The sequence below is a fragment of the Trinickia sp. genome, assembly GCF_035492435.1.
In the GTDB taxonomy this organism is placed as follows: Bacteria; Pseudomonadota; Gammaproteobacteria; order Burkholderiales; family Burkholderiaceae; genus Trinickia.
In genome coordinates this window covers 1-13,260 of the sequence record NZ_DATJJF010000204.1, presented here as the reverse complement: position 1 = coordinate 13,260, position 13,260 = coordinate 1, and the positions used below count along the sequence as shown (strand labels likewise).

General features: G+C 60.2%; 11 protein-coding genes. 9 read left to right on the top strand and 2 right to left on the bottom strand.

The annotated features are described in order from the left end of the window. Positions 1 to 481 (top strand): hypothetical protein (locus tag VL598_RS14495; protein WP_414718724.1); only part of this gene is annotated, 481 nt, incomplete at its 5' end. Between the two features lie 657 nt (positions 482 to 1,138). Here VL598_RS14495 and VL598_RS14490 read toward each other — a convergent pair. Together VL598_RS14490 and VL598_RS14485 are read right to left on the bottom strand one after the other, a co-directional pair. Then, a complete protein-coding gene (locus tag VL598_RS14490; RefSeq protein WP_325327423.1) occupies positions 1,139 to 2,128 on the bottom strand; it encodes a response regulator transcription factor in 990 nt (329 codons plus the stop codon). Between the two features lie 10 nt (positions 2,129 to 2,138). Continuing rightward, positions 2,139 to 5,549, bottom strand: a complete 3,411-nt coding sequence (locus VL598_RS14485) for a hybrid sensor histidine kinase/response regulator (protein ID WP_325327422.1) — start codon at positions 5,547 to 5,549, stop codon at positions 2,139 to 2,141. A 189-nt stretch (positions 5,550 to 5,738) separates the two neighbouring features. Between VL598_RS14485 and urtA the strand changes: the two genes are divergently transcribed. From urtA to VL598_RS14445, 8 genes are all read left to right on the top strand, one after another. Continuing rightward, positions 5,739 to 7,016, top strand: a complete 1,278-nt coding sequence (gene urtA, locus VL598_RS14480; RefSeq protein ID WP_325327421.1) for an urea ABC transporter substrate-binding protein — start codon at positions 5,739 to 5,741, stop codon at positions 7,014 to 7,016. Between the two features lie 61 nt (positions 7,017 to 7,077). Beyond that, the gene (urtB, locus tag VL598_RS14475) at positions 7,078 to 7,995 is read left to right on the top strand and encodes an urea ABC transporter permease subunit UrtB (RefSeq protein WP_325327420.1); all 918 of its coding nucleotides are present in this window, start codon (positions 7,078 to 7,080) and stop codon (positions 7,993 to 7,995) included. An 88-nt stretch (positions 7,996 to 8,083) separates the two neighbouring features. Further along, positions 8,084 to 9,256: an urea ABC transporter permease subunit UrtC gene (urtC, locus tag VL598_RS14470; RefSeq protein ID WP_325327419.1), complete on the top strand. Its 1,173-nt coding sequence runs from the start codon at positions 8,084 to 8,086 to the stop codon at positions 9,254 to 9,256. A gap of 3 nt (positions 9,257 to 9,259) precedes the next feature. Then, positions 9,260 to 10,003, top strand: coding sequence for an urea ABC transporter ATP-binding protein UrtD (gene urtD, locus VL598_RS14465; RefSeq protein ID WP_325327418.1), 744 nt, complete (start codon positions 9,260 to 9,262; stop codon positions 10,001 to 10,003). Between the two features lie 10 nt (positions 10,004 to 10,013). Further along, a complete protein-coding gene (gene urtE / locus VL598_RS14460) occupies positions 10,014 to 10,703 on the top strand; it encodes an urea ABC transporter ATP-binding subunit UrtE (protein WP_325327417.1) in 690 nt (229 codons plus the stop codon). Positions 10,704 to 10,790: 87 nt separating this feature from the next. Then, positions 10,791 to 12,029, top strand: coding sequence for a formamidase (gene fmdA / locus VL598_RS14455; protein ID WP_325327416.1), 1,239 nt, complete (start codon positions 10,791 to 10,793; stop codon positions 12,027 to 12,029). 26 nt (positions 12,030 to 12,055) lie between these two features. After that, entirely contained in the window at positions 12,056 to 12,406 is a 351-nt protein-coding gene (locus VL598_RS14450) for a zinc ribbon domain-containing protein (protein WP_325327415.1), read from the top strand. Positions 12,407 to 12,541: 135 nt separating this feature from the next. Then, a partial coding sequence (locus VL598_RS14445; protein WP_325327414.1) for an aliphatic amidase occupies positions 12,542 to 13,260 on the top strand: 719 nt, incomplete at its 3' end.

Genomic DNA, 13,260 nt, shown 5'->3' with positions numbered 1-13,260 from the left:
GCGCGCGTGCGCTACAGCGTTGACGCTTTCAGCCTGCACGCCGTTGCATCAGCAAATCGCTCTCGGCGCCGATGAGGCTGCGGTGGTAGCCCGTTTGGGCACGCCGAAGGAAACCTACGATTTGCCGAATGGCGGAACGCGCCTGATGTGGCCGACCCAGCCTATGGGCGCGACAACCACGGCCGTCGATCTCGACGCATCGGGCAAGGTGGTGAGCGTGCGGCAGGTGCTGCAGGACAACGAGTTTTATCGTGCGGAAGTCGGCAAGTGGACGCGTAACGATGTGCTCATCAACTTCGGCCGACCCTTCGAGACGTCGTACTTTTCACGGATGAAGCGCGAGGTATGGTCGTATCGTTATCTGGAGAACAACATCAACTACATGATATTTAGCTTTTATTTCGATGATGAGGGCATTTTGCGCCTTACCCAGAGGACCCCGGACTGGACGCGCGAACCGAACATGCGAGGGAGATTCTGAGCCGATGCATAGCAAAGAACAGGAACACCGAACACTAGGCGACGTCTGTGCCCCGTTTCAACGGCTACGGGCGTTGTTAGGATAGGATTGGCGCGGACAAGCAGTCCTTGGACTGCCCGTACCGCGTTTCTTTGCGAGATTGGAGGTGTACCTATGTTCCCGATTCGGCGCTTGACGCTATTGTTGGCCCTGGGAATTTTTTCTGTCATCGTTGGTTGCGTACCTGTGGAACAGCCATCGTCAAAAGCGAATCAGACCAGAGTAGTGGTAATTTCCGGAGGGGCATGTCAGGGGCCCAATGGCCCGGTTGCAGATGGGGCGGTTTCGTACAAATGCGCCGTTCCTGGCCAGAATGTCGCCGGATGTCCTCGCTACGTGTGTCAAAGATGCAATAACGGCACATGGGGCGCGGAATACTCGTGCCAATTACAGTAACTCGCAGGCTCGCGTACTCGACCTGGCTGCGCACGGACGCAGCGACTGACTCTCTCGTCGCAAGAGATGCGCAACGCAGACGCCGGCAGCGCCGGGCCACCATGCGAGCCACGCGGTGGCGTCTTAACAAATTCGCCCCAGCGTTGCGCGCGCTAACGTAAAGTCGGATACGGTGCCGCGCTGTGTCCGGCGACCCAAGGCCCGCGAACATGCACACCGCTATCAATGTCGGCCGCCTGCCTTGATCGCGAGTGCGGCGGCAGCTGAGCGCGTTTCCACGTGTAGTTTTCGAAACAGGTGCTCGAGGTGTTTGTTCACGGTACGCGGCGCCATGTCGAGTATGTCGCCGATATCGCGATTGGTCTTCCCGCGGGAAAGCCACAGCAGCACTTCCGCTTCGCGGGTGGTGATGCCGAATTGAGACACGAGCGAGACCGTTTCCGATACGTCGTCGAATTCCTCCAGGATCATGACCCATTCGCCGCGCACTGCGCTGCGCGTAAGTCGAGCGGTGCGGCGTATACCGTTTTCGTTGGACTCGTACGTCACCGGGAGTTCGCCTCCCTCTTTAGTCCACAACAGGAGCCACTGGCACAGAGGGCCGGGTAGTCGCGCAGGCGATGTGCCTGCTTCGGTGGCACATCGATTGTCTGCGGAGCCAGCATCGCCGTAGCGCGCGAGCTGTCGCGTCGCCTGCGGGTTTTTCCAACGAATGAGGCCGTCAGCAGTCGTGATTACCGCCGCACGCGTTTCCAGCCCCAGGACGGCATCCGCATATTGTTGCGCTCGCGAGCGCTGCACGTGTGCGGCGATGCGTGCGCAGACCTCGGCAGGCTTGACGGGCTTCGTCACGTAGTCGATTCCGCCGACGTGAAACCCCTTCACGACATGCTCGCTCTCGACGAGCGCTGTCATGAAGATGACCGGCAAATGCGCATGGCGGGTGTCGAGTTTCAACTGCCTGCACGTTTCAAAGCCGTCCATCCCAGGCATCATCGCGTCCATCAAAACAACGTCGGGTGTCACACGCGACAGGCATTTGAGTGCGGCTTCGCCATTTTGCGCGACAAGTACGGCATAGCCTGCGGCATGCAGCGTGTCGGAGAGCAGCGCCAGATTATCCGGCGTGTCATCGACGATCAACACGGCCGTGCGGTCGCCCGCGAAGTGGGGCGGAGCAGCCTCGGAGCGATATGCGGAATGTTCGAGCATGAATCACGCCTTAGAGAGAGTCGAGCTGATGTGCGAGCTCGGCGAGCTGGAAGCGCTGTGCGAGCGAGCGCAATGAAGCCAAATGCCCATGCAGTTGGGGAAATTCGGCTGCCATGGCATCGAGCTGATCGATAACGCCTTGCACGTAGCCCATTTCGAGCAGCGTCTTGAGCTTCGAACGCAAGGCTTCCGGCAGTTGCGCGTGCGTGAGAGTTGACGCACCGGGCGAAGCAGGTGCTTGAGCCGCCTTGCCGGTCGGCACCCATTGGAGCTTTAACAGGACCGCGAGCTTGTCGAGCAGTAACGGTACCTGTAGCGGCTTCACCATATAGTCATCGCAGCCGATCGCCGTGGCACGCTCGCGATCATCGGCAAAGGCATTGGCGGAGAGCAGCATGATCGGGGCGGATGACAGCCTGCGCTCGCGGATCAGCCGGCTCGTGTCATAGCCGTCCATGTCGGGCATCGAAATGTCCATGATGATCGCGTCGGCGGTATGGGTGCCGAGCCAGCGCAATGCTTCGGGCCCGCTTCCGGCTTCCGCGATGAGAAACCCGAGCGGTGTGAGAATTTGATTGGCGATCGCCCTCTGGTCGGCGAGATCATCCACGATCAAGATGGTGCGTCTTGCACCGTTGTAGCCTCGGATGTCTGCGAGCGCCGTACGCACGGGCTCCACCGCATACACTTCGGGCGCGAAAAGCTTGACGACAAAACATGTGCCTTTGCCGACCTCGCTCATGACCTCGAGGCTTCCGCCTAGCGCATGGGTGAGGAGGCGGCAGATCGTAAGGCCAAGCCCCGCTCCGTGGTCGCTTGCGCTGGCGCTATGGCCGCGTTCGAACGGCAGGAAGAGCCGCTCGATTTCCGCGGCCGGGATGCCCGGGCCCGTGTCGATGATTTCGAACGTCAGCGTGTCCCAAGCGTAGCTCGCGCGCAGCGTGACGGTTCCCGCGGGCGTGAATCGAATCGCGTTGCCGATGAGATTGATGAGAATCTGGCGCATGCACTTCTCGTCGGATTTCACCACCTTCGGCAAACGGGCGGCGGTCTGCAAGTCGAAATTGAGTGCCTTTTCGCTCGCCTGCGGTCGAAGCATCGATGCGACATGCGCGATAAATTCGGGCAGCGATATTCTCGTTACGTTCAGCTGCAGCTTGCCCGCTTCGATTCGGGCGACGTCGAGCAAGCCGTCGACGAGCGCGAGCAGGTGCTCGCCGCTTCGATAGATCGTCTGGATCGCATGGTGCTGGCTCTGTGTCACCCCGTCTCTGCCCTGCAACAACAGCTGTGCGTAGCCGAGGATGCTGTTGAGCGGTGTGCGCAGCTCGTGGCTCAGCCCGGTCACGTACCGGCTTTTGGCCTGGTTTGCCGACTCCGCCGCAGCAATCGCGCGTTTGAGTGCCGCATCGGTCTTCTGATGCGCGTCGATTTCGAGCATCAGCAGTTCCGTTTGACGTTGTGACTCTTCCTGCGTGACGCGCCGGTTTTCCCGCTCGAGCACGAGCCACCACGCGGCGATGCACACGATCAATGCGAGTGCGAGAAAAATCTTCGCGTAGGTGTGGGTGAGCGCATTCCATGCTGGTGTGTCGGGTTCCACGAGCGAGCCCGCGCTTTGCGACCAGACAAGGTAGAACACGATCGCAAGCACGACGATCATCGCGATGACGAGACTCACGTAGTGGCTGATTCGCAACATCGTCGGCCCCGGCTGAAGTCCCGGGAACAGCCGCCCGAGAGCGGTGCCAATCTGGATGTGGAATCGCGCATGCGGCTTGCAGCTGTCATTGCAGCGCGAATCGAGCGAACAGCACAATGAACAGATCGTGCCGCCGTAAGCAGGGCAGTGCGCGGTATCGTCGTGCTCGAATTCGTTCTCGCAGATCACGCAGCGCCGCGTGGCCGTCTTTTCGGGCGGGGCGCTAGAGCGCGCCAGATAGTAGCGCCCCCTAGTTGCGATTGCGATGACAGGTGCGCTCACAAAGGCAACGCCAAACGCAATGAACGATGACATCGCTTGCGCCAGTGCGCCGAGCATCGCGCTCTGGGCCAGGGCCGCGGCGAGCACCGCGATGAGCATCGCGCCCACACCGACCGGATTGATGTCGAACAGGTGCGCGCGCTTGAACTCGATGTGACGCGGGCTGTAACCGAGCGGCTTGTTGACGACAAGATCGGCGAAAACCGCGCCAATCCAGGCGATGGCGATGTTCGCATACAGCGAGAGCACCTTGCCGATCGATTCGAACACGCCCATCTCCATGAGCAGCAGCGCGATCACGACGTTAAAAATGAGCCATACGACCCGTCCCGGGTGGCTGTGCGTTAGCCGCGCGAAAAAGTTCGACCATGCGAGGGAGCCGGCGTACGCATTGGTCACGTTTATTTTGAGCTGCGAGACGACGACGAAAAGCGTCATCATCGGTAGTGCCCAGCCGGGTAGCCCCAATGGATCGAGCAATTGATGATAAGCGACGAGGTACATCTGCGTCGGCTGCACGGCGTGCGGTACGTCGAGCTCGTATTGAAGCGCGACGAAGGCGAGAAACGCACCGCCCAGCATCTTGAGCGCGCCGGGGATGATCCACCCGGGGCCCGCGCCAAGAACGGCGATCCACCAGCGCTTGCGGTTGGTGTCCTCGAGTGGAGGAAGGAACCGCAGGTAATCGACTTGTTCGCCCACCTGAACGATCAGCGCGAACACGACGGATGAGGCGTGCCCGAATGCGAGCAGGCTGAACGAGCGGCCATACGGCGACCATCCGGAAAACGTCGTCCAATCCGCAAGGAACCCCGGGCTGTGCCAGAGCACGGCCGCATAGGGCAGCACAAACAGCACGAGCCACAGCGGCTGGGTCCAGATTTGCAGCCGGTTGATCAGCGTGATCCCGAACATCACCACGGGCATCACGACGAGCGCGCTGATAACGTAGGCGAAGTCGATCGAGATATGGAAATAGAGCTGCAGCGCGAGCGACATGATGCTCGCTTCGAGCGCGAAGAAGATGAACGTGAAGCTTGCGTAAAGCAGGGAAGTCAGCGTCGAGCCGAGGTAGCCGAAGCCTGCGCCGCGCGTGAGCAAATCCATGTCGACGCCGTAGCGCGCCGCGTAGTAGCTGATCGGCAGGCTAGTTACGTAAATCAGAATGGAGACGGCAAGGATCGCCCAGAGTGCGTTGGTAAAGCCGTAGTTGAGCACCAGTGCGCCACCGATCGCCTCCAACGCCAGGAAAGACACCGCGCCGATCGCGGTATTCGCTACCCGGAATTCCGACCAGCGCCTGAACGAGCGCGGCGTGAAACGTAGTGCGTAGTCCTCGAGCGTTTCGTCGCCGACCCATGCGTTGTAGTCACGCCGGATTTTGACGATGCGCTGCGTTGTGGGTTGGTCTGCTGCGAGCTGGTGCATCTGTGCCATGTCGAATGATCCAGATTTGTGCGTGCGTAACCGGCCCGGATGCACAGAGCAAGTTACGTTCCAACTTCGTCGCCGCCTATACGTCAATCGACGTATTTCGCTTGCCATATCGGCTTCGTACAGTCTGTCCACACGTCGGCGGCACCTGCCGGCGAAGTTCCCGCCAAGCGGATCAGACAGGAGAATGTGATGGCCGTAGACGATCGACTCGAAGACGTTGCAACCGAAGTTTCGTCGCCGATGCGTCGGCGTCTGCTGGGCGGGCTCGCCGCAGCGCCGCTGATGACACTCGGTATGCCGCGTACGTCTTTTGCGGATGTCCCGCCGACCGCCAAGATCAACACGACTGGCCTCGCGGTGACGGACACGACAGTCACGGTCGGTCAGCTGCACTCGTCGACGGGCACGATGGCGATTTCGGAGACGGGCTCGATTGAGGCGGAACGGCTCGCGATCGACGAGATCAACGCAATGGGCGGCGTGCTCGGGCGCAAGATCAAGATCATTCAGGAAGACGGGGCGTCCGATTGGCCGACCTTCGCCGAGAAATCGAAAAAGCTCCTCGAGAACGATCACGTCGCGGCGGTGTTCGGTTGCTGGACATCGGCCTCGCGCAAGGCCGTGTTGCCGATCTTCGAAAAGGACAACGGGCTGCTCTATTACCCCACCTTCTATGAAGGTCTCGAGCAGTCGAAGAATGTGTTCTATACCGGCCAAGAGGCGACCCAGCAGATCATCTACGGGCTTAACTGGGCAGCCGAAACGAAGAAAGCGAAGACGTTTTTTCTGGTGGGCTCGGACTACATCTGGCCGCGTACGTCGAACAAGATCGCGCGGCGCCACATCGAGCAGCATCTGCACCTGAAGGTGGTCGGCGAAGAGTACTACCCGCTTGGCACGACCGACTTCTATTCGCTGATGAACAAGATCAAGCTCGCGCGTCCCGATTGCATTTTCGCGACCGTCGTCGGCGGCTCGAACGTCGCGTTCTATAAGCAGCTCAAGGCGGCGGGCATTACGCCGCAAAAGCAGTTGCTGCTCACGCTGTCGGTCACCGAGGACGAAGTGCTCGGCATCGGCGGCGAGAATTTCGCCGGGTTCTACTCGTCGATGAAGTACTTCGAGTCGCTCAACGACGACAACAACAAGAAGTTCGTCAACGCGTTCAAGTCCAAATACGGCCAGCATTCGGTGATCGGCGACGTGACGCAAGCCGCCTACCTCGGCCCCTGGATCTGGAAAGCCGCGGTCGAGCGCGCAGGCAGCTTCGATGTGGACAAAGTGGTCGCCGCCTCCTCAGGCATCGAGCTGAAAAACGCGCCGCAGGGCTATGCGAAGGTCGATTCGAATCACCACTTGTGGAGCCGCTCACTGATCGGTGAAGGGACAACCGATGGCCAGTTCAAACTGGTCGCAGAGTCCACGGATCCGATTCAGCCGAATCCGTTCCCGAAGGGCTACATGTAAAACGCCACGTCGGCATGGACGGGGCCGCCCTGGCGCGGCTCCGGCTCGAAGGAGGGTTTCGATGTCCGCGACAGACATTTTTAACATCACGCTCATGCAGGGGTTCGCCGGCCTGAGCCTTTTCAGCGTCCTGCTGCTGATGGGGCTCGGGCTTGCGGTGATTTTTGGCCAAATGGGCGTGATCAACATGGCCCACGGCGAATTCATGACGATCGGCGCGTATACGGTCTACATGTTTTCGTGGTTTGCGCAGAACGTGTGGCATGCGTTCACGCCCGTCTACTTCTTCTTCGCGATCGTAGCGGCGTTCGCGCTCGCGTTTGCGGTGGGCTGGTTCGTCGAATGGGCGTTGATCCGACATCTCTACAAGCGGCCGCTGGATACGTTGCTCGCCACCTGGGGCTTGAGCCTCGGCATGCAGCAAGTGTTTCGCTCGACGTTCGGGCCGAAGGAAGTGAGCCCTGCGTTGCCTGACTGGCTGACGGGCTCGTGGGAGCCCGCCCAAGGACTCGACATCTCGGTAAGCGGCTTGTTCGTCATGGGGCTGGCGCTTTTGATGACGGGGGGCGTGCTGTTCCTTTTGTACCGTTCGCGTTGGGGTTTGCGAGTGCGGGCGACGGTTGCGAACCGCGCGATGGCAAATGCCGCGGGCATCAACACGAAGCTGACGGATCGGATGACGTTTGCGATCGGCTGCGGTATTGCCGGCGTCGCGGGCGCGGCGTTTACCGCGATCGGTTCCACCGGCCCGACTAGCGGTTCGCTCTACATCGTCGACTCTTTTCTCGTCGTTACGTTCGGCGGCGCGGCGAGCCTGCTTGGGACGGTCGCATCGGCGTTCGGCATCGCGCAGATGCAGTCCGTGAGCGAGTTTTTCCTTTCCGGATCCACCGCCCGGGTGCTCACGTTGGTGACGATTGTCGTCATCCTCATGCTGCGTCCGCAGGGCCTGTTCGCTTCGAAAGTGCGGCGCGCCTGACGTTTAGCCCAAAGACCGAGAGAGACCAGTCGTCGATGGCGAGCCTTCCGGTGCCTCAATCCTCATCAACCTGTTCTGAGAGACGGACATGGAACCCATGAATTCATTGGCGGGCCGCGCTGCCGCTCCGGCCGCCTCGACAGTGCCGCCGACGGGCTGGCGCGCATTGGCCCGTCGAATCGACGCCTCCGGCTACGGCGGTATCGCGGTCTTGGCCGTGTTGATGCTCGTCGTCATTCCGTTCGCGCTCGATCCCTTCCGCCTCAACATGATGGGGAAGTACCTGACCTACGCTTTCGTTGCGATCGGGCTAGTCATCGCATGGGGCTACGGCGGTGTGCTGAGTCTCGGCCAGGGCGTGTTCTTCGGTCTCGGCGGTTATGCGATGGCGATGTTTCTGAAGCTCGAGGCGTCGGATCCGATCTCGACGAAGACACAGACTACGCCCGGCATTCCCGATTTCATGGACTGGAACCAGGTGACCTCGCTGCCGCTCTGGTGGAAGCCGTTCCATTCGTTGCCGTTCTCGATTCTCGCGACGCTCATCGTGCCGACCGCGCTGGCGTTCGTGATCAGCTACGCGATGTTCAGGCGTCGCGTGGGGGGCGTTTATTTTGCGATCATCACCCAGGCGGTCGCGCTGATTCTGTCCGTCTTGATTATCGGCCAGCAGGGCTACACCGGTGGTGTCAACGGCATCACTGATTTGCGTACGCTGCTCGGCTGGGACATTCGCACGGACGAAGCGAGATTGATCCTCTACTTCGTCAACGCGGCGCTGTTGCTTGCCGTGCTCCTCGGCTGCCGCTGGATTCAGCGCAGCAAGTTCGGCACGCTGCTGCTCGCGATGCGCGACAAGGAAGATCGCGTGCGCTTTTCCGGTTATGACGTCTCGATGTTCAAGGTGTTCGCCTTCTGCGTGGCGGCGCTGCTTGCAGCGATTGGCGGTGCCATGTTCACGCTCCAGGTCGGCTTCATGTCGCCTTCGTTCGTCGGCATCGTACCGTCCATCGAAATGGTGATCTACGCAGCCATCGGCGGTCGCATGTCGCTTGTCGGCGCCGTGTATGGCGCGGTGCTCGTCAATCTCGGCAAGACCTGGTTCTCCGAAAGCTTCCCGAACCTGTGGCTCTTCCTGATGGCAGCGATGTTCATCGGCGTCGTGATGGCGTTTCCAAACGGGCTTGCTGGGTTGTACGAACAGCATGTGAGACCGCGTCTGCTGCGTCTTATCGGCGAGACCGATCAAAAAGGGGCGTGAGCCATGAGCAATACCGACTTTCTGCTCGCGGTCGAAGACCTGACCGTGTCATTCGACGGATTCAAGGCGATCGATTCGCTGAACCTTTATATCGACCGTGGCGAGTTGCGCGTGGTGATCGGTCCGAACGGCGCGGGCAAGACGACGTTGCTCGACCTCATCTGCGGCAAGACCAAGGAAACGGCCGGCAGCATCAAGTTCCGCAACGAGGAAATCACGGATTTGCCCGAGTACCGGCGAGTGCGCAAGGGCATCGGGCGCAAGTTTCAGACGCCTTCGATCTACGAAAACCTGACGGTCATGCAGAACCTGGAAGTGTCGTATCCGCGCGGGCGTAGCGTATTCGGAGCGTTGTTTTACAAGCAGGATTCCGAAGTGGCCGACCGCGTCCAGGCTGTGGCGGAGGAGATCGGCCTTGAGCGATCGCTCGATCTCGAAGCCGGTTTGTTATCGCATGGACAGAAACAGTGGCTCGAAATCGGCATGCTGCTGATGCAGGACCCGGAGCTCCTGATGCTCGACGAGCCCATCGCTGGCATGAGCGTGCGCGAGCGCGAGATCACTGCCGGCCTGCTTGACCGGATTTGCAAGAACCGTTCGATGATCGTCATCGAGCACGATATGGCATTCGTCGAGCGCATCGCGCACAAGGTCACCGTGATGCACCAGGGAAAAATTCTCGCGGAGGGACCGATGGCGCAAGTGCAGGCCGATCCCCGTGTGATCGACGTGTATCTCGGACATTGAGGGGAAAGCGATGCTGCAAGTCGAAGATCTCGTCGTGAGCTACGGGCAGAGCCAAGTGCTGCATGGCATCGGGTTCGAAGTCGGCAACAAGGAAACCGTCGCCGTCATGGGGCGTAACGGAATGGGCAAGACCACGCTGTTCAAGGCGTTGATCGGCATGTTGCCTGCCAGTCGCGGATCGGTACGTGTAAGCGGTGTGGACCTATCGAAAGACGAAAGCTACCGGCGCGTCGCGAAGGGAATCGGCTACGTGCCGCAGGGCCGGCAAATCTTTTCGGGGCTCACGGTCGAGGAAAACATACAGACGGGGCTTGAAAACTCGCCCAGCAATCGTGTGCCCGACGAGATCTACACGCTCTTCCCGGTCTTGTACGAAATGCGCAAACGCAAGGGCGGCAATCTCTCCGGCGGTCAGCAGCAGCAGCTCGCGATTGCGCGGGCGCTCGTGACGAACCCGAAGGTGCTGTTGCTCGACGAGCCGACGGAGGGCATCCAGCCTTCGGTGATCAAGGAGATCGCGAAGGCGCTCAACCGGATTCGCGAGACGCGCGACATCGCGATTCTCGTTTCCGAGCAGGTGCTCAGCTTCGCCCTTGACGTCGCAGACCGGCTGTTCGTGATCGAGGGGGGCCGCTTCGTGCATCAAAGCAGCCGCAGCGCCGGCGATACAGACCGTATTCGAGAGTACCTGTCGGTCTGACGCACCGGCGAAAAGATCTGCAATTCGGCGCGGTGGCCGTAGGTGGGCCGCCGCGGATTGATGCCCTCAAAACAAGGAACGTGTGAGATGACTGACACCCTGATCAAAGTCGACCTGAACCAGTCCGCGTACGAGAACGAGAACGTCCACAATCGCTGGCACCCCGATATCCCGATGGCTTGCTGGGTGAATCCTGGTGATGACTTTATCCTTGAAACCTACGACTGGACGGGCGGTTTCATCAAGAACAACGATAGCGCCGACGACGTACGCGACATCGACCTGTCAATCGTGCACTTCCTGTCCGGACCTGTGGGCGTGCACGGTGCCGAGCCCGGCGATCTGCTCGTCGTCGATTTGCTCGACATCGGTGCGAAGGCGGAAAGTCAGTGGGGATTCAACGGATTCTTTTCGAAGAATAACGGCGGCGGGTTTCTTACCGATCATTTTCCGCACGCGCAAAAGTCGATTTGGGATTTTCATGGTGTCTACACCAGTTCGCGTCATATCCCCGGCGTGAACTTTGCGGGGCTGATCCACCCGGGGTTGATCGGCTGCCTGCCCGACCCCAAGATGCTCGAGACGTGGAATACACGGGAAGCGGCACTGATCGCGACGGATCCGAACCGCGTGCCGGCGCTTGCTGCGCCGCCTTTCGCGGCCACCGCTCACATGGGCAAGCTCACCGGAGAAGCGAAGTCAAAAGCTGCCGCGCATGGCGCCCGCACGGTGCCGCCGCGCGAGCACGGCGGCAATTGCGACATCAAGGATCTATCGCGCGGCTCGAAGGTGTTCTTCCCCGTGTACGTCGACGGCGCGGGCTTGTCTGTCGGCGACCTTCACTTTAGCCAGGGCGACGGCGAGATCACGTTCTGCGGTGCGATCGAGATGGCGGGCTGGGTGCACATGCGGGTGAACCTGATCAAAGGCGGCGTCGAAAAATACGGCATCCGCAATCCCGTGTTCCAGCCGAGCCCGATCACCCCGACCTATAAAGACTATTTGATTTTCGAAGGCATTTCCGTCGATGAAGCTGGCAAGCAACACTATCTCGACGTGCACATTGCGTATCGTCAGGCATGCCTGAACGCCATTGAATACCTGAAAAAGTTCGGTTATTCGGGGGCACAGGCTTACTCGTTGCTCGGCTGCGCGCCGGTGCAAGGGCATATCAGCGGGGTTGTCGACATTCCGAACGCATGCGCAACGCTATGGCTGCCGACGGAAATTTTCGACTTCGACATTCGTCCGAATGCGCAGGGGCCGATCAAGCATGTGAAGGGTGATATCGACATGCCGCTGTCGATGGACATCTCCAAGTCTTGATGACGCTTCGTCACGCTAGGTAAGCCATGCCGATTTACGACTTTCATTGCGAAGCATGCGGCCCATTCGCCGTCATGCGCAGCATCGCCGAGCGCGATCTTCCGGCGTACTGTCCGGAGTGCCGCGCGAGCTCGCCCCGGGGAATCAGCGCGCCGGCGCTCGCGTTGATGTCGGGCGCGAGCCGTAATGCGCACGCGACGAACGAGCGCGCCGCCAATGCACCGCGCCATTCGAGCGAGATCTCCTCACGTCACCGGCCGGGGTGCGGTTGTTGCTCCGGCTCGAAGCTCTCGCTCGCGGGCGCGAGTGGCACGACGCAGCCGAAGGGCCTAAAGGGACCGGCAAACGGCCAGCGGCCGTGGATGATCAGTCATTGATTCGGCGTCCTAATCACTCACGCATCGCCTTGCGGTTGAGGTACGACAAGGCGAATTCGGCAACATGGCCCGAGCGGACGTCCGTGTCTGCTCGGTCTTTTTTCCATGTTTTCCGCCCCAACCCGGAGAGAAGTAATGCGCCACGGTGATATTTCCAGCAGCAACGACTGCGTAGGTGTCGCTGTCGTCAACTACAAGATGCCGCGCCTTCACACCACGGCTGAAGTGCTCGAAAACGCACGAAAGATAGCGGACATGGTTGTCGGCATGAAGCAAGGCCTGCCTGGCATGGATCTCGTGATCTTTCCCGAGTATTCGACGCACGGCATCATGTACGACGCGAAGGAGATGTACGAGACGGCATCAACGGTGCCTGGCGCCGAGACCGAGATTTTCAGCGCTGCGTGCAGGAAGGCGAACGTATGGGGCGTATTCTCGCTGACTGGTGAGCGGCACGAGGAGCATCCGCGCAAAGCGCCTTACAACACGCTCGTGCTCATCAACAATCAGGGTGAAATCGTCCAGAAGTATCGGAAGATCATGCCGTGGACGCCGATCGAGGGCTGGTATCCCGGCGATTGCACCTACGTGTCGGAAGGTCCTAAGGGGCTCAAGGTCAGCCTCATCATCTGCGATGACGGCAACTATCCGGAAATCTGGCGCGATTGCGCGATGCGTGGCGCCGAGCTGATCGTGCGTTGCCAGGGCTACATGTATCCGGCCAAAGAGCAGCAGGTCATGGTCGCGAAGACGATGGCGTGGATGAACAACGTTTATGTTGCCGTCGCCAATGCGACCGGCTTCGACGGCGTTTATTCGTATTTTGGTCACTCCTCGATCGTCGGATTCGATGG

Bases quoted from the DNA above. Each gene is read 5' to 3' on its own strand.
- urtD (WP_325327418.1), top strand. From the start codon at position 9,260: ATGAGCAATACCGACTTTCTGCTCGCGGTCGAAGACCTGACCGTGTCA.
- VL598_RS14450 (WP_325327415.1), top strand. From the start codon at position 12,056: ATGCCGATTTACGACTTTCATTGCGAAGCATGCGGCCCATTCGCCGTC.
- urtA (WP_325327421.1), top strand. From the start codon at position 5,739: ATGGCCGTAGACGATCGACTCGAAGACGTTGCAACCGAAGTTTCGTCG.
- VL598_RS14485 (WP_325327422.1), bottom strand. From the start codon at position 5,549: ATGGCACAGATGCACCAGCTCGCAGCAGACCAACCCACAACGCAGCGC.
- VL598_RS14490 (WP_325327423.1), bottom strand. From the start codon at position 2,128: ATGCTCGAACATTCCGCATATCGCTCCGAGGCTGCTCCGCCCCACTTC.
- urtE (WP_325327417.1), top strand. From the start codon at position 10,014: ATGCTGCAAGTCGAAGATCTCGTCGTGAGCTACGGGCAGAGCCAAGTG.
- fmdA (WP_325327416.1), top strand. From the start codon at position 10,791: ATGACTGACACCCTGATCAAAGTCGACCTGAACCAGTCCGCGTACGAG.
- urtB (WP_325327420.1), top strand. From the start codon at position 7,078: ATGTCCGCGACAGACATTTTTAACATCACGCTCATGCAGGGGTTCGCC.
- urtC (WP_325327419.1), top strand. From the start codon at position 8,084: ATGGAACCCATGAATTCATTGGCGGGCCGCGCTGCCGCTCCGGCCGCC.